This window comes from Achromobacter denitrificans NBRC 15125 (genome assembly GCF_001571365.1).
GTDB classification, from domain to species: Bacteria; Pseudomonadota; Gammaproteobacteria; order Burkholderiales; family Burkholderiaceae_B; genus Achromobacter; species Achromobacter denitrificans.
On record NZ_BCTQ01000025.1, the window covers coordinates 1 to 16,055 of the forward strand.

Consider the following 16,055-nt stretch of genomic DNA (forward strand, 5'->3'; position numbering starts at 1 on the left):
TCCGCATCGTAGCGGCGCACCTCGAACACCTCATCGGCCCGCAAGAACGCCGGCGCCAAGCACACGTAACCCATCCGCCGACGCAAGCAGACATTCGTAGGATGGGTGGAGCGCGGCAAGCCCTCGGCAAGAACCCCGGGGGCAAACGCGCGTAACCCATCAGGCGGCGGGGGCCGGCTATGGCATCGGGCGGCCGAAGCCGGCATTTGCGCTTGCCACGAAAAGCGGCGGCTGGCGCCGCCTGATGGGTTACGCGCGTTTGATGGTTGGGTTCTTGCTTAAGAACTCTCGCGCTGCACCCATCCTACACGCCCACATCCGCATCGTAGCGGCGCACTGTCCCCTCGCGCACCTCGAACACCTCATCCGCCAGGGCGTCGACGTCGGCGGGGTCATGCGTGATCAGCAGCATCGGCACGTCCAATTGCCGCTGCAGCGCGTTGAGCTCCAGCCGCATCTTGCCCCGCAACTGCGCGTCCAGCGCCGAGAACGGCTCGTCCAGCAGCAGGATATCGGGTTGCAGCATGAGCGCCCGCGCCAGCGCCACGCGCTGTTTCTGGCCGCCCGAGATCTCGCTCGGGTAGCTGCCCACGATGGAACCCAGTTCAAACGCGTCCACCCAGCGCCGCGCCTGCGGGCCGACCTCGCGCCGCGGCGGATTGCGCCAGCCGCGGCGCAGCCCGAACGCGATGTTCTGCGCCACGGTCAGATGGGGAAACAGGGCGTAGTCCTGGAACAGGTAGGCCACGCGGCGCGATTGCGCCGGCAGGCAGACGCCGGCCCGGGCGTCGTACAGCACGCGGCCGTTGATCTCGATATGCCCGGAATCCGGACGCAGCAGGCCCGCCACCGCGCGCAGGGTCAGGCTCTTGCCGGCGCCCGAGGGGCCGAACAGCGCGATGCGCTTGGCCGACGAATCGAAGGCAACGTCCAGCGTGAAATGCCGGTCGCCGGACACCATCTGCTTGCGCACCTGGATGCTGACGCTCATCGCAGGCCTCCGTCGCGCCGACCGCCGCCGACCGGCACCAGCCGGCCCGCCAGCAACAGGACCACGATGCAGGTGATCGACGTCACCACCACCAGCATATTGGCGGTGGCGTCGTCGCCGGCCTGCACGGCCTCGTAGATGGCCACGGACAGGGTCTGGGTGCGTCCGGGCAGGTTGCCGGCGATCATCAGGGTGGCGCCGAATTCGCCCAGGGCGCGGGCGAACGCGAGCAGCACGCCCGCAGCGATGCCGCGCGCGGCCAGCGGGAGGGTCACGCGGAAGAACACGCCGGCCTCGCAGACGCCGAGCACGCGGGCCGCGTTCTCCAGCTGGCCATCGACGTTCTCGAAGGCGGCGCGGGCGGATTTGAATACCAGCGGAAACGCCACCACGGAGGCGGCGATCACCGCGCCCTGCCAGGTGAACACCAGTTCGATGCCCCAGCCGGCCAGCGTTTCGCCGATGATGCCGCGGCGGCCCAGCAATACCAGCAGGTAATAGCCCAGCACGGTGGGCGGCAGCACCAGCGGCAAAGTGAGAATGGCGTCGAGCAGGTCGCGGCCCGGCCAGCGCCAGCGCGACAATGCGTATGCCGCGGCCGTGCCGGACACGGTGGCGAGCAGCGTTGCCCAGCCTGCCACTTTCAGGGAAAGCAGCAGGGGGACCCAAACCGGATCACTCATCGACGCCTACGATTCAACAGGTCTCAGGGCTTCTGGAAGCCGTAGCGCGACAGTATCGCCTGGCCGGCGGGAGACATCACGTAGGCCACGAAGCTTTCGGCTTCCTTGGCGGCCGCTTCGCGCGTGGTAACGGCGATGGGATAGGTCACAGGCGTTTGCGACGGCACGCGCACGGCCACCTTGACCTTGTCGGCCATGATGGCCGCGTCGGTGGCGAACACGAAGCCCGCGTCCACTTCGCCGCGCGCCACGTAGTCCAGGCTCTGCCGCACGTTCTGGGCCAGCACGCTCTTGGCCTGCACGGCATCCCACAGGCCCGCCGCCTGCAAGGCGCCCTGCGTGTAGCGGCCCACCGGCACCGACGCCGGATTGCCGTAGGCGATGCGCTTCACATCCTCGCGCGTCAGGTCCTTGAGCGCGGTGATGTTCGCCTTGCTGTCGGCCGGGACGATCAGCACGATCTGGTTGGCGGCGAAGTCCACGCGGGAGGCCGGCTTCACCGCCTTTTCCTCGACCGCCTTGTCCATGGCCTTCTGGTCGGCCGAAGCGAAGACGTCGGCGGGCGCGCCCTTGACGATCTGCTGAAGCAGCACGTCGGAGGCGCCGAAGTTCAGGATCACCTTGGTGCCGGCGTGCGCTTGCTCGTAGCCCTGGGCCACTTCCTTGAAGGCGTTGGTCAGGCTGGCGGCTGCCGACACCACCAGGTCGCCGGCGTGGGCGGCGCCGCCCCAGGCGGCGGCCAGGACCAAGGAAAGCGCCGCGATCGGACGTTTGCGGAACATGATTTTCTCCCTACGGAATCGGTGTGTCGGTAACGAAATATATATAGGTATATAACGCCCGTCAATTTGACCGGACCGGGAGGCATTGAGGAATATCAAGAAGCGGCGGCGCTCAGCCGCGCTCTACGGTGGTGACGCGGACCGATTCCGGCGCCAGCCGCGCCCGCAGCCGCTCCAGCGCGAGCTCCGGACGGGCCGCGCCGCACATGAAGATGTCCAGCGCCGCGTAGCGGTGCTCGGGCCAGGAATGGATGCTGATGTGGGATTCGCTCAGCATGACCACGCCGGTGACGCCGGCGCCGGCGCCGAAATGATGGAAATGGGCGCTCAGCACGCGCGCGCCCGCGGCCTGCGCGGCCTCGACCATTCCGCGCTCCAGCGCCTGCGGATCGGCGAGCAGGTCCGCCCGCACGCCGCTGAAGTCGGCCAGCAGGTGGCGGCCGGTCGTGGCGTGCGCGGTCACTTGTGGGACCCGCCCGACGACCATCCCGAGCCGCCGGAGCTGCCGCCCCAGCTGCTGCCGCCGCCGCTGCCGCCGCTGACGAAGCCGCCGCCCGTGGAACTCGCGCCCGTGGCGGCCAGCACGACCACCACGGCATAGATGGCATACAGGAGCTTGCCCATCGCCCTATTCGTCCTTGCCGGAAAATTTGTCCGCCAGCGTGGCGGGGAACCAGAGGAACGCCATGCCGATCAGAATGGGGATGAAGCGTCCGCTGAAGATATTGCCCAGGTTCAGGAAGCCCAGCGCGATCATCGCCGTCCAGGCCCACTTGCGGTAGCCGCCGCCCTGGCCGCCGCGCGGCATGGCTTTCTGCTTGGCCAGTTCGGGGTCGCCGAACCACTCGGCCAGCTGCGCCGGCGCCACCGGGCCCGACGCCGACCAGCCCAGCTCGGTGTCGCTCAGTTCGCGGGTCAGCTTGAGGTTGCCGGCCTTGTAGTCGGTGATCTTGGTGCTGTCGCCCGCCTTCACGCGCCAGTTGAAGGCGCCCAGCGCCAGTTCGACGCGCGAGGTGTAGTCGTACAGCTTGTGGTACAGCTTGGAGCGCCAGCGCACGCTGGTCGCGTTGTTATGGCTGGGCCAGGCGTCGCAGACCTGCACCCGCTCCCAGCCTTCGTCCGACTCCACCAGCCAGAGAAAGCCCTTGGCCGGGTTGAACAACAGGTACTCGATCCAGTCCGAGGGTTCCTCGGGATCCGGGTCGGCGCATTTCATCAGGCCGATGAGCGTGTAGGCGGCGCCCTCGATCCGGGCCTGCGCGCCCAGCGCCAGCGTGGTCTTGATCGCCTTGACCTTGCGGGCCTTTTCGATGACCTCGGCCGTGGGGCCCGAGCAATCCACCGCCGCCGCGCACGAGGGGCAGACCACCTGCGTGGCCATGGCGGCCACGAAGCTTATCGGGCCGCCGCAATTGGGGCAGGCCAGCGCCTTGATCTGGCCGCGGAAACGGCCCGCGGTTTCCTCCACCTGCTCGGCGCTGCGCAGGGAGGCCGCCTGCATGGCGGACAGATCGAAGGCCTTGCCGATGTAGAGCTCGGGATCGGGGCCGTCGGAAAAGTCCAGCGTCAGGAACGCGTCCAGGCTGCGGAAGTCCGCCACCTTCGCCTGCCAGCCGTCGCCGGGAACGAAGGGCAGTTCGCCCTGCGCCCCGCCGGCCTGGCTGATCCGCACGTCGGCCGCGGTGAAGCGCTGGCCGTCCAGCTTCAGTTCGTCGCCCGGCGCGATGTCCTCGAACGCGGGCATGCCCTGCGCGGCCTTGACCTTGCGGCGCCGGGTGACGGCATACTGGCCGGACGCATCGGACAGCCAGCCGTCGGAACCGTCCTCGAACCACAGGTACCACTCGTTCCAGAAGCCTTCGCCGTAGCGCAGCTGGAAGCGGCCGATGACGTCGAAGCGCTTGCCTTCGTGTTTGCCCGCCGCGCCCAGGCACAGGGGCGAATAGTCTTCCAGGACGTCGGCCATCTCGCCGATGCGTCGGACCGAGTCCGCGTCCTTGAGCAAGGTGCTGCGGCAGGCGCCGCAGACCGCCATCACGGAGGCCGTGGACGTGAACTTGACGGGAGCGCCGCACTGCGGACACAAAACCTGTTGCATTAGGGGCGGTTCACGCTAGTTGGTGAGTTTCTTCAGCACTTCGGCCTTGGCCGCGTCGTAGTCGGCGGCCGTGATCAAGCCCTTGTCGAGCAAGTCCTTGAGCTGCTGCAGGCGCTGCACCGGATCGGCGCCCGCGGCGGCGGGCTGGGCGGCCGGCTGGGCCGGCTGGCCCTGCGCCGCGCCCAGCCCTTGCGCCATGGTCTGCCCCAGCGCCGCGCCCGCCGCCAGGCCCGCGCCGATGCCGGCGATGCCGCCTTCGTTCTGGGCCGCCAGCGGGATCGAGGTTGCGGTCTGGTACTGGGTGAACTTGCCCAGGTCCCCCGCCATGCCCATCGAGATCCGCGTGTCCAGCGCCTTCTGCAGTTCTTCCGGCAGCGAGACGTTCTCCACCGTGAAGTTGTCCAGCCGGACGCCATAGCGCTCGAACACCGGCCCGAGCTGCTCGCCGATGCTCTGCGACATCAGCCCCTGGTTGCCGGCGATGTCCAGGAACGGCACCTTGGAGCCGCCCAGCGCGGTGGTCATGGCCGCGACCACCATATTGCGCAGCTGCGCCTCCAGGTCGTCGACGGTGTATTCGTCGCGCGTGCCGCTGACTTCGCGGTAGAACTTGCCCGGATCGGAGATCTGGTACGAATACACGCCGAAGGCGCGCAGCCGCACCATGCCGAATTCGCTGTCGCGCAGCGTGACCGGCTGCGCCGTGCCCCAGCGCCGCCCCAGCTGCAGGCGCGTGCTGAAGAAGATGACGTCCGACTTGAAGGGGGATTCGAACAGCTTGTCCCAATTCTTCAGGTAAGTCAGGATCGGCAGCGTCTGCGTGGTGAGCTTGTACATGCCGGGGCCGAACACGTCGGCCACCTTGCCTTCGTTGACGAACACCGCCATCTGCGATTCGCGCACCGTCAGGCTGGCGCCGTACTGGATTTCGAAATCCTGCATCGGATGGCGCCAGGCGAGCACGCCGTCGCGATCCTCGTTCCATTGCAGGATGTCGATGAACTGCTTGCGGATGAATGAACCGAGACTCATGGAAATTCCTCCTGTCGGATCGGAGTCGGCGCGCCTGCCGGGATCAGGTCAGGCAGGCGGCGTTGACGATGCCGGCGGCGATCGAGATCGAGCCGATCAGGCCGCCCATGGCGATGTTGTTTTCCTCGATGGCGTCGTTCATGCCGTGGATGGCGCGCGCCACGACCACGTACACGATGATCTGGACCAGCATGGCGGCCAGGCCCCACACGAGGAACATGGCGAAGCTGGCGTGCACCGCGATGCTGGAGCACAAGGTGAAGCTGAAGCCCACCAGCGCGCCGCCGTAGGACAGCATGGCGGCGATGTTGCCTTCGCGGATGAGCTCGAATTCCCGGTAGCGCGTGACGGCGGTATAGACCGCGGTGAAGACGCCCAGCATGGCGAGCGCCGACGCCATATAGATCAGATAAGTCACCGCCGGATGCATCGCTTCTCCCATAGCCAGGCTCCTGATTGCGCGCAGTATATACGCCGCCTTCGATATACTGCGAACGCATTTTTCGTGTCGGACACTCCATGCGCGACCGCGTTCTCATCCTCTCGGTATTGATCGTCGCCTCCTGCGGTTTGGGCTATGAGCTCATCAGCAGCGCGCTCGCCAGCTATTTGCTGGGGGATTCCATCCTCCAGTTCTCGTCCGTCATCGGCTGCTATCTGTTCGCCATGGGCATCGGATCGTGGTTGTCAAAATATGTAAAAGACGAAGACGTTTTGAATCGCTTCATCGACGTGGAGCTGCTGGTCGCGCTGCTGGGCGGCGTGTCGGCCGCGGTGCTGTTCCTCGTCTTCGCGTGGCTCTCGGCGCCTTTCCGCGCCGCCCTCTACGTGGGAGTCTTCATCATCGGCCTGATGGTCGGCATGGAGATTCCGCTGGTGATGCGCGTATTCAACCAGCGCAAGGCCGAATTCCGCGAAATCGTCAGTCGCGTGCTGACCTTCGACTACCTGGGCGCGCTGGCCGTATCGCTGGTGTTCCCCCTGCTGCTCGCGCCCAAGCTGGGGCTGCTGCGCACCAGCTTCCTGTTCGGCATCCTGAACGCCAGCGTGGCGCTGTGGACCACCTGGCTGTTCCGCGCCGAGGTGCGCCGGCCCGGCGAACGCGCCATCCGCGCCTGCGTGGTGATCGGGCTGCTGGGCCTGGGCTTCCTGTATTCCGGCAGCATGACGGCCTGGGCGGAAAAGGGCCTGTACGGCGACGAAGTCGTGCATGCCGAGACCACGCCGTACCAGCGCCTCGTGGTGACGCGCTGGCACGACGACCTGCGCCTGTACATCAACGGCAACCTGCAATTCTCCTCGCGCGACGAGCACCGCTACCACGAGTCGCTGGTGCATCCCGGCCTGCAGGCCCTGCCCTGGGCGCGCAACGTGCTGGTGCTGGGCGGCGGCGACGGCCTGGCGGTGCGCGAGGTGCTGAAGCACAAGCAGGTGGAGCGCGTGACGCTGGTGGACCTGGACCCGGCCATGACCGGCCTGTTCTCCCGCTCCGAACCGCTGACGCGGCTGAACGGCGGGTCCCTGAAGGACCCGCGCGTCACCGTCATCAACGACGACGCCGGCCGCTGGCTGGAAACCCACGCCGAGGTCTACGACTTCATCGTCGTGGACTTCCCCGACCCCTCCAACTTCGGCCTGGGCCGCCTGTACTCGGTGCCCGTCTACCACCTGATGGCGCGCCACCTGGCGGAAAACGGCTACCTGGTCGTGCAGTCCACCTCGCCCTATTTCGCGCCGCGCTCCTTCTGGAGCGTGGACGCCACCCTCAAGGAAGCCGGCCTGAACACCTGGCCCTACCACGCCTACGTGCCTTCCTTCGGCGACTGGGGCTTCATCCTGGCGGGCAAGCGCAAGGACTACGCGCCCCCCACAGCCATCACCGTGAACACGCGCTACCTGGATCCCGCGACGATGCGCGAGCTGTTCCACTTCCCGGCCGACATGCCGGCGCTCGCGATGCCGCCCAACCGCTTGAATGAGCAGTCGCTCGTGCGTTACTTCGACGAGGACTGGCGCCAGGTCATCCGCTGATGCGCCGCCGCAGCTTCCTCCTGGGCACGGCCACGGCCGGCGCCGCCGGCGCCGCCGGCTACTGGCGTTCGCGCATCGTCGAGACCACGCCGGAGGTCCTGTATCCCGGCATGCGGGCCGGCCACGCCCTGCGCGACGGCGCCGCCTGGCCGCAACCCGCGGCGGCCCGCCGCCACGGCGTGGCGATCCTGGGCTCGGGCGTCGCGGGCCTGTCCTGCGCCTGGAAACTGGCGCGCGAGGGCTATGCCGACTTCGTCGTGGTGCAGGGCCCCGAGTTCGGCGGCAACGCGGCCGCCGGCCGGCGCGAGGGCCTGGACTATCCGCGCGGCGCGCACTACCTGCCGCTGCCGTCGCTGGCGTCCTCGCACGTGCGCGAGATGCTGGCCGACTTCGGCATCATCGAACGCGGCGCGGGCGAGGTCCGGCCGTACTACGACGAGGCCGTGCTGGCGCATTCGCCCCAGGAGCGGTTGTTGCGGGACGGCCGCTGGGAAGACGCGCTGCTGCCCCTGGCCGGCCTGCCCGAAGCGGACCTGGCGCAGCACCGCCGCTTCCTGGATCGGGTGGAGCGCCTGCGCGCCGAAACCGGCAGCGACGGCCGCAAGGTCTTCTGCATTCCGCTCGCCCTGTCCTCGCGCGATCCGGCCTGGCGCGCGCTGGACGCGATCACGTTCAAGCAATGGCTGGACCGGGAAGGCTATTCGTCGCCCGCGCTGCACTGGTACCTGGACTACTGCTGCCGCGACGATTACGGCGCGCGCTACGACGCGGTCTCGGCCTGGGCCGGGCTGCATTATTTCGCCAGCCGCGACGGGCACGCCGCCAACGCGGGCGAAGGCGCGGTGTTGACCTGGCCGGGCGGCCTGTCGGCGCTGGCCGGCAAACTGCGCGACGCGATCACGCGCAAGCTCGGCCATGCCGGCTGGCTGGTCGAGGGCACCGCCGTGCAGCTGCGGGACACGCCGGCCGGCCCGCTGGTCACCTGCCTCGCGCCCGGCCCCGCGGCCACCGCCTATACCGTGCAGGCCCGCCGCGCGGTGTGCGCCATGCCGCTGTTCGTGGCCCAGCGCATCCTGCCCGACATCCGCGCCTATGGCTACGATCCCGCCGTGCACGCGTCCTCGCACGCCCCCTGGATGGTGTCGAACTTTCTCATGGACGGCTATCCCCGGGAGGCGCCCGGCGAGCCGCTGTCCTGGGATAACGTGGTCTACGGCGGCCGCGCCCTGGGCTACGTCGTGTCCACGCATCAACTGCTGCGCGTGGCTCCCTCGCCGCGCACCGTGTTCACGGCCTACCACGCGCTCAGCGGCCAGAGCCCGCGCGCCGCGCGCGACTGGCTCGCCGCCGCCAGCCCCGAGGCCTTGCGCGCGGAAGCCGCGGCCGACCTGATCGCCGCCTACGGCAAGGAATTCTGGCGGCATGCGCGGGCGCTGGAGATCACGGTGCGAGGCCATGCCATGGCCTCGCCGCTTTGCGGCTACCTGTCCAATCCGGGGCTGGCCGCGCTGCGCGAGGTGGACGGCCCGGTGCTGTTCGCGCACGCCGACCTGTCCGGCTATTCCGTGTTCGAGGAAGCCGCCTGGTGGGGCGTCGTGGCGGCGGGCAGGATACTCGGCCAGGCGCCCCCGCAAACCTGAGGAAAGCGGCCTTCGCGCGCCCGCCGCTGCAATACAATTCGGCGTCCCCGCCGGCGACACGGCGGCCTTTGGCGGAACTCGGGTGGAACCCTATGGGAAAGCAGGTCATCGTCCTCGGCGCGGGCATCGTCGGCGTGTGCTGCGCGCTTGAGCTATCGCGCCGGGGCATGTCGGTCACGCTGGTCGACCGGCAGGAACCCGGCCGCGAGACCTCGCTGGGCAATGCCGGCGTGATCGCCCGCAGCTCGCTCATGCCTTTCAACCACCCCGGCCTGTGGGGGCAATTGCCGCGGCTCCTGAGGAACGACACCGTCCAGTTCCGCTACCGGTGGCGCTACCTGGCCGCCAACCTGGGCTGGGCCACCCGCTTTCTCCTCAATGCCCGCCCCGCGGTCTTCAAGGAAACCGTGACGGCCCTGGACGGCCTGATCCGCCTGTCCGTGCCCGAGCACCTGCGCCTGCTGGACGAGGCCGGCGCCGCGCACCGGCTGCGCGATACCGGCTGGATGCTGCTGTACCGCTCGGAGCAGGCCTGGAACGGCGGCGAACTGGCGCGCAGGACCTACGCGCGGCACCAAGTGCCGGCGCAGGCCTTGAACGCCGCCGAGCTGGCCGAGCTCGAACCCGCGCTGTCGCCCATCTTCCCCCGGGCGCTGTGGATCCAGGGCTCGTATTCCGTGGACGATCCGCACGAAGTCACGGCGGCCTACGCCGAGCTGTTCCGCCGCCGCGGCGGCGCCTTCGTCCGGATGGATGCCGGCGAGATCCGCCGCGACGGCCCGCGCTGGACGGTCCGGGGCCGGGAGGCATCCGCGTCGCTGTCGGCGGACCAATTGGTGGTGGCGCTGGGCCCCTGGTCCAAGGGTCTGCTGAAAACGGCCGGCATAGCCCTGCCCCTGGCGTTCGAGCGGGGCTATCACATGCACTACAGCGGCCTGGAAGGCGCGAGCCTGTCGCGCCCGGTGCACGATACGGGCGGCGGCTACGTGCTGTCGCCCATGGCCCGCGGCCTGCGGCTGACCACGGGCGTGGAACTGGCCGACTGCGAGGCCCCCGCCCGGCCCGACCAGCTGGAACTGGCCGAGGCGCGCGCCCGCGAGGCCTTCCCGCTGGATCGGCGGCTGGACCGGGAAGCCTGGCTGGGCCGGCGCCCCACCCTGCCCGACAGCCGCCCGATGATCGGGCAGGCGCCGCGCCATCCGGGGCTGTGGCTGGCGCTGGGGCACCAGCACATCGGCTTCAGCACCGCGCCGGGCACGGCCCGCGTCCTGGGGGAACTCATGGGCGAGGAAGGCGGCGCGGCGCGCCACGCGGCCTTCCGGCCGGGGCGCTTTCTGTAGCCTGCCGTTTCCATGGCTTGCCCTTCTCCGGCGCGCGCCGCGCCGGCGGGTGGCTCAACCCAGCAGCAGCGCGTCGTCGGAGATCTTCTCGCCGCGCACGCGCTCGAACATGGCCAGCAGGTCGGGCACGTCCATGCCGCGGCGTTCCTCGCCCGACACGTCCAGCACCACCTGCCCCTGGTGCAGCATCACCGTGCGATCGCCCACGTCCAGCGCCTGGCGCATGCTGTGCGTCACCATCATGGTGGTCAGGCGGCTTTCCGACACGATGCGCGCCGTCAGCTGCAGCACGAAATCCGCGGTGCGCGGATCCAGCGCCGCCGTGTGCTCGTCGAGCAGCAGGATGCGCGAGGGCTGCAGCGCCGCCATCAGCAGGCTGACCGCCTGGCGCTGGCCGCCGGACAGCAGGCCGATGCGATCGGCCAGGCGGTTTTCCAGGCCCAGGCCCAGCGTGGCCAGGCGCTCGCGGAACCCCTCGCGCATCGACGCCTTGACCGCGCGGCTGTAGCCGCGGCGGGCGCCGCGCATCTGCGCCAGCGCCATGTTCTCTTCGATGGTCAGGTCTTCGCAGGTGCCGGCCATGGGGTCCTGGAACACGCGGGCCACGCTGCCCGCGCGCGCCCACACGGGCTGGCGGGTGACGTCCACGCCATTGATATCGATGCGGCCCGAGTCGACCGACAGGTCGCCCGACACCGCATTGAGGAAGGTGGACTTGCCGGCGCCGTTGGAACCGATGACGGTCACGAACTGGCCCGACGGGATTTCCAGAGACAGGCCGCGCAGCGCGCGAGTCTCGATGGGCGTCCCGGCATTGAAAGTGATTTTGAGATCTTTAGCGGACAACATTTCAGTACTCCATGGTGCAGTCGCGATACCCGCGCCGCAGGCGCTTCGGGGCGGTGTTCACTTCTTTCCCACCAGGCGACGCTTGAGCATCGGGATGACCAGCGCGATCGTGACCAGCACGGCGGTGACGAGGTTCAGGTCCTGCGCCTTCAGGCCGATGAAGTCGCTGTTGAGCGCCAGCGCGATGAAGAAACGGTAGACGATGGCGCCGATGATGACGGCCAGCGTCGCCAGCACCAGCTTGCGCGAGGGCAGGATGCTCTCGCCCACGATCACCGCGGCCAGGCCGATCACGATGGTGCCGATGCCCATGGAGATGTCCGACCCGCCCTGCGTCTGGGCGAACAGCGCGCCGGCCATGGCGACCAGCGCGTTGGACAGCGCCATGCCGCCCAGGATCATGCGGCCGGTGTTCACGCCCTGGGCCCGGGCCATGCGGCCGTTGGAGCCGGTGGCGCGCACGGCCAGCCCGGTCTGCGTGGCGAAGAACCAGTCCAGCGCGAGCTTGGCCAGGACCACGATGACGGCCAGGATCAGCGGGCGGGCGACGTAGTCCGACAGCCATTCGGGCTGCAGGATGGTAAACACGGTGGGTTCGGTGATCAGGGGCACGTTGGGCTTGCCCATGATGCGCAGGTTGACCGAGTACAGCGCGATCATCATCAGGATGCTGGCCAGCAGATCCATGATCTTGAGCTTCACGTTCAGCCAGCCCGTGACCAGGCCCGCGGCGGCGCCGGCGATGGTGGCGACGATGGTGGCGAGGAAGGGGTCGATGCCGGCGGCGATCAGCGTGGCACAGACGGCGCCGCCCAGCGGAAAGCTGCCGTCAACGGTCAGGTCGGGGAAGCGCAGCAGGCGGAACGAGATGAATACGCCCAAGGCCACCAGGCTGAAGATCAGGCCGATCTCCAGCGCGCCCAACAACGAAAACAATGACATGGGTCAAATCCAGATAAGGTAAGAAACGAGCATATTAAAGAGTTGAAACGTCGGATTTCTTGCGTTCAGGGGTCAGTTTTACCCCAGCTTTCGCAATAAACGTTTCCCAACCCGTGATTTTCTCTCGTTTCCTGCCAAAGCGCCGCCGCACCGGGCGGCGAAGCCGCCGGCGGGAGTCCGGGACCGGTCAGGAAGCAGGAATGCCAAGCGCCGCGCCGCGTGGGCCGGACCGCCAGGCCATTCAAAACCAGCGCATCGCGCCGGGCCGCGAGCATCTCGTGAACGCTGCCGCCCTGAGGACCTTTGGGTAAGACAAAAACTCAAGAAAAACCCCGCTCACGCCGGGTAGGCATGGCGGGGCGGGTACGGTCTCGATTTACTTCACGACCACCGCGGCCGACTTGATCAGCGCGTCGGGCAGCGTCACGCCTTGCTTGGCGGCGGCGCCCGGGTTCACGTAGAGCTCAAGCTTGGAGCTGGTTTCCGAGGGAATGGCGCCCGGCTTCTCGCCCTTCAGGATGCGCACCACGATCTTGCCCGTCTGCACGCCGAGGTCGCGGTAGTTGATGCCCAGGGCGGCGATGCCGCCGCGCTTGACGCTGTCGGTGTCGGACGCGATCAGCGGGATCTTGGCGTCGTTGCCGACCTTGACCAGCGATTCGTAGGCCGACACGACGTTGTTGTCGGTATTGGTGTAGATGACGTCGACCTTGCCGATCAGGCTGCGGGCGGCGGAAGCCACGTCCACCGAGCGCGGCGCGGCGGCCTCGACCAGGCTCATGCCCGACTTGGGCAGGATTTCCTGCAGCTTCTTCACAACCACGACCGAGTTGGCCTCGCCCGGGTTGTAGACCATGCCCACGCGCTTGGCGTTGGGGACGATCTTCTTGATCAGCTCGACCTGCTTGTCCAGGGCCAGCAGGTCCGACACGCCGGTCACGTTGGTGCCCGAGGCGTCCATGCTGGAGACCAGCTGGGCCGCGACCGGATCGGTCACGGCGGAGTACACCACCGGCACGTCCTTCGTGGCGGCCACGACGGCCTGCGCCGACGGCGTGGCGATCGCGACGATGGCATCGGGCTTGTCGCCCACGAATTTGCGGGCGATCTGCGCGGCGGTGCCGTTGTTGCCCTGGGCGCTCTGGTATTGCCACTTCAGGTTCTTGCCCGGCTCGTAGCCAGCCTGCTTCAGGGCGTCCTGGACGCCGTCACGCACGGCGTCCAGCGCCGGGTGCTCGACGATGGCGGTGACCGCCACCGATTTTTGCTGCGCAGCCACGGGCGCGGCGATAGCCATCGCCAGTGCCATGGCGCCAACCGTCAGAAAATGTTTTTTTCCGATCAGCATACGTAAGCTCCTTGAACCCTTGGTTTTTTCCGTTTTTATGCCCCGGCCGGTGGCTCCCCGCCGGCCGGCCCGGCCATAAAGCCGTATAGTCTAACTTGCCGCCACCCGAATTACTTGGGGGGAATCCCTGTAATGGTGCATGCCGTGGCGCCCCCTTTCCGCAGCCCCCCGCAGCTTCCAGAGGCCACACCATGATCAAACGCGCATTGGGCCGTTCCGGCCTGCAGATTCCCCCTCTCACCTTCGGCGGCAACGTCTTCGGCTGGACCGTGGACGAAGCCGGCACGTATTCCCTGCTGGACGCCCTGGTGGACGCGGGCCTGAACTTCATCGACACGGCCGACGTGTATTCCCGATGGGTGCCGGGCAACCAGGGCGGGGAATCCGAGACGCTGATCGGCAAATGGCTGAAACGGTCGGGCAAGCGCGATCGCGTGCTCATCGCCACCAAGGTCGGCATGGAGATGGGCCCCGACGCCAAGGGCCTGGCGCCCGCCTACATCCGCCGTTCCCTGGAGGCCTCGCTCGCCCGCCTGCAGACCGACCACGTCGATCTGTACCAGTCGCACCAGGACGATCCCGACACGCCGCTCACCGACACGCTGGGCGAATACGCGAAGCTCATGGAAGCCGGCAAGGTGCGCGCCATCGGCGCGTCCAACTACACCGCCGTGCGCCTGTCGGAAGCGCTGATCGCCAGCGAACGGCACAGCCTGCCGCGCTACGAAAGCATCCAGCCGGAATACAACCTGTATCGCCGCGAACCGTTCGAGTCCGGGCTGCAAAGCCTGGTGAAGACGCAGCAGATGGGCACGATCAACTATTACGCGCTGGCCAGCGGCTTTCTCAGCGGCAAGTACCGCAGCCCGGCCGACGCCGGCAAGAGCCCGCGCGGCCGCAAGATCGTCGACACCTACCTGAACGACCGCGGCTACCGCATCCTGAAGGCGCTGGACGAGGTCTCGGAAGAAGCCGGCTGCACGCCCGCGCAGGCCGCGCTCGCCTGGCAGATCGCCCAGCCCGGCATCACCTCCCCCATCGTCAGCGCCACCTCGCTGGCGCAGCTGGACGAACTGGTCAAGGCCGCCAGCCTGACGCTGACGCGCGACCAGCTCGCCAAGCTCAGCCAGGCCAGCGACTGGCGTTGAGGACGCGGCGCGCGCCGGCCGGCGCGCGCCCGCCGCCCATCAATCCAGCTTCACGCCGGAATCCTTCACGACCTTGGCCCAGCGGTCTACCTCGCTGTCGACGAACTTGCCGAAGTCGGCGCCCGTGAGCGTGGGCACCGCCGAACCGTTGCCCGTCCAGGTTTCCTTGATCTTCGGCGCGTTGAGCGCCTTGGTGATCTCGGCGCTCATCTTGTCGACCGCCTCCTTGGGCGTTCCGGCGGGCGCCCAGATCGCGTACCAGGTCGACACCACGTAGTTCGGCACGCCGGCCTCGGCCGCGGTGGGCACGTCCGGCAGGGACGGCGAGCGCTCGGTGGCGGCCACCGCCAGCGGCTTGATCGACCCGGCGCGGATGTGCCCGGCCGACGAGCCCAGGCCGTCGAACGCCAGGTCCACCTGGCCGCCGATCAGCGCCGACAGCATCGGCCCGGCGCCCTGGTAGGGCACGTCCACCAGCTTGATGCCGGTCTGCATGGCGAAGAGCTCGCCGGCCAGGTGGTGCGTGCTGCCCTTGCCGGCGGTGCCGAAGTTGATTTCCCCCGGCCGCTTCTTGGCGTAGGCGATGAGCTCCTGGACGGTCTTGACCGGCAGCTTGCCCTGGTTGATGACGATGACCTGGGGCGGCTGCGCGACCAGCGCGACCGGCACGAAATCCTTCTGGATGTCGTAGTTCAGGTTCTTGTACAGCGAGGGGGCCAGCGCATGGTGCGCGCCGCCCATGAAGAAGGTGTAGCCGTCGGGCCTGGCCTTGGCCGCCACGCCGGCGCCCACGGTTCCGCCCGCGCCGCCCTTGTTGTCGATGACCACCGTCTGGCCCAGCTGCGTGGTCAGCTGCTGGGCCAGCGGGCGGGCGAAGGTGTCGGTGCCGCCCCCGGCGGGGAAAGGCACGATCAGCGTGATCGGGCGCTCGGGCCATTGCGCGGCGGCGGCGCCGCCGAAACCCGTGGCGAACACGGCGAACACGGCCGCGGCGGTAGTGCGATATTTCATATTGTCTCCTCTTGCTGCAGCATGGGGACGGCGCGATTCTATTGCGTCTCGTCTCTCGGATTTTTATTGAATGAAGCTGCTCGGACCTGGGTGGTTCTCTCTGGGTATGGGCTCCTGAAAAGGGGTATTGGCCCGCCGCTCGCGGGCATCGCGCTTGGGC

Annotated in this window: 16 protein-coding genes; 4 read left to right on the top strand and 12 right to left on the bottom strand. The window is 68.3% G+C overall.

Translation table 11 applies throughout. The features are described from left to right. Positions 1-304 precede the first annotated feature (304 nt). From ADE01S_RS19975 to ADE01S_RS20005, 8 genes are all read right to left on the bottom strand, one after another. Entirely contained in the window at positions 305-991 is a 687-nt protein-coding gene (locus ADE01S_RS19975) for an ATP-binding cassette domain-containing protein (protein WP_062683477.1), read from the bottom strand. Then, positions 988-1,674: a molybdate ABC transporter permease subunit gene (modB, locus tag ADE01S_RS19980; RefSeq protein ID WP_062683478.1), complete on the bottom strand. Its 687-nt coding sequence runs from the start codon at positions 1,672-1,674 to the stop codon at positions 988-990. The genes ADE01S_RS19975 and modB overlap by 4 nt, the downstream gene beginning before the upstream one ends. Positions 1,675-1,697: 23 nt before the next feature. Beyond that, positions 1,698-2,456: a molybdate ABC transporter substrate-binding protein gene (gene modA / locus ADE01S_RS19985; protein WP_062683479.1), complete on the bottom strand. Its 759-nt coding sequence runs from the start codon at positions 2,454-2,456 to the stop codon at positions 1,698-1,700. 112 nt (positions 2,457-2,568) lie between these two features. After that, positions 2,569-2,919: an adenosylmethionine decarboxylase gene (gene speD / locus ADE01S_RS19990; RefSeq protein WP_062683480.1), complete on the bottom strand. Its 351-nt coding sequence runs from the start codon at positions 2,917-2,919 to the stop codon at positions 2,569-2,571. Then, on the bottom strand, positions 2,916-3,080 hold the full coding sequence (locus ADE01S_RS31825) for a hypothetical protein (protein ID WP_165695639.1): 165 nt from the start codon (positions 3,078-3,080) through the stop codon (positions 2,916-2,918). The genes speD and ADE01S_RS31825 overlap by 4 nt, the downstream gene beginning before the upstream one ends. A 4-nt stretch (positions 3,081-3,084) precedes the next feature. Then, positions 3,085-4,554: a DUF4178 domain-containing protein gene (locus ADE01S_RS19995; RefSeq protein ID WP_062683481.1), complete on the bottom strand. Its 1,470-nt coding sequence runs from the start codon at positions 4,552-4,554 to the stop codon at positions 3,085-3,087. Between the two features lie 15 nt (positions 4,555-4,569). Then, on the bottom strand, positions 4,570-5,586 hold the full coding sequence (locus ADE01S_RS20000; RefSeq protein ID WP_062683482.1) for an SPFH domain-containing protein: 1,017 nt from the start codon (positions 5,584-5,586) through the stop codon (positions 4,570-4,572). Between the two features lie 43 nt (positions 5,587-5,629). Then, positions 5,630-6,016: a DUF350 domain-containing protein gene (locus tag ADE01S_RS20005; protein ID WP_062683574.1), complete on the bottom strand. Its 387-nt coding sequence runs from the start codon at positions 6,014-6,016 to the stop codon at positions 5,630-5,632. 89 nt (positions 6,017-6,105) lie between these two features. Between ADE01S_RS20005 and ADE01S_RS20010 the strand changes: the two genes are divergently transcribed. The 3 genes from ADE01S_RS20010 to ADE01S_RS20020 all read left to right on the top strand — a co-directional run bounded on the left by ADE01S_RS20010 (position 6,106) and on the right by ADE01S_RS20020 (position 10,597). Further along, positions 6,106-7,617 (top strand): polyamine aminopropyltransferase, encoded by a 1,512-nt coding sequence (locus ADE01S_RS20010; protein WP_062683483.1) that lies wholly within the window; start codon positions 6,106-6,108, stop codon positions 7,615-7,617. Then, on the top strand, positions 7,617-9,257 hold the full coding sequence (locus ADE01S_RS20015) for an NAD(P)-binding protein (protein ID WP_062683484.1): 1,641 nt from the start codon (positions 7,617-7,619) through the stop codon (positions 9,255-9,257). The genes ADE01S_RS20010 and ADE01S_RS20015 overlap by 1 nt, the downstream gene beginning before the upstream one ends. A 92-nt stretch (positions 9,258-9,349) precedes the next feature. Beyond that, positions 9,350-10,597 (top strand): NAD(P)/FAD-dependent oxidoreductase, encoded by a 1,248-nt coding sequence (locus tag ADE01S_RS20020; protein ID WP_062683485.1) that lies wholly within the window; start codon positions 9,350-9,352, stop codon positions 10,595-10,597. A gap of 54 nt (positions 10,598-10,651) precedes the next feature. Here the strand turns inward: ADE01S_RS20020 and ADE01S_RS20025 are convergent, their stop codons facing one another. From ADE01S_RS20025 to ADE01S_RS20035, 3 genes are all read right to left on the bottom strand, one after another. Continuing rightward, positions 10,652-11,446 carry an ABC transporter ATP-binding protein gene (locus ADE01S_RS20025; protein ID WP_062683486.1) on the bottom strand — a complete coding sequence of 265 codons (795 nt, stop codon included), beginning with the start codon at positions 11,444-11,446 and terminating at the stop codon, positions 10,652-10,654. A gap of 57 nt (positions 11,447-11,503) precedes the next feature. Beyond that, positions 11,504-12,388: an ABC transporter permease gene (locus ADE01S_RS20030; RefSeq protein ID WP_062683487.1), complete on the bottom strand. Its 885-nt coding sequence runs from the start codon at positions 12,386-12,388 to the stop codon at positions 11,504-11,506. Positions 12,389-12,764: 376 nt separating this feature from the next. Continuing rightward, complete coding sequence (locus tag ADE01S_RS20035; RefSeq protein WP_062683488.1) at positions 12,765-13,736, bottom strand: ABC transporter substrate-binding protein; 972 nt, start codon at positions 13,734-13,736, stop codon at positions 12,765-12,767. Positions 13,737-13,927: 191 nt separating this feature from the next. On the opposite strand from ADE01S_RS20035, the gene ADE01S_RS20040 reads away from it, so the two are divergent. Then, entirely contained in the window at positions 13,928-14,884 is a 957-nt protein-coding gene (locus tag ADE01S_RS20040) for an aldo/keto reductase (protein ID WP_062683489.1), read from the top strand. A gap of 39 nt (positions 14,885-14,923) precedes the next feature. Here the strand turns inward: ADE01S_RS20040 and ADE01S_RS20045 are convergent, their stop codons facing one another. Beyond that, entirely contained in the window at positions 14,924-15,895 is a 972-nt protein-coding gene (locus ADE01S_RS20045) for a Bug family tripartite tricarboxylate transporter substrate binding protein (protein ID WP_062683490.1), read from the bottom strand. Positions 15,896-16,055: the final 160 nt, after the last annotated feature.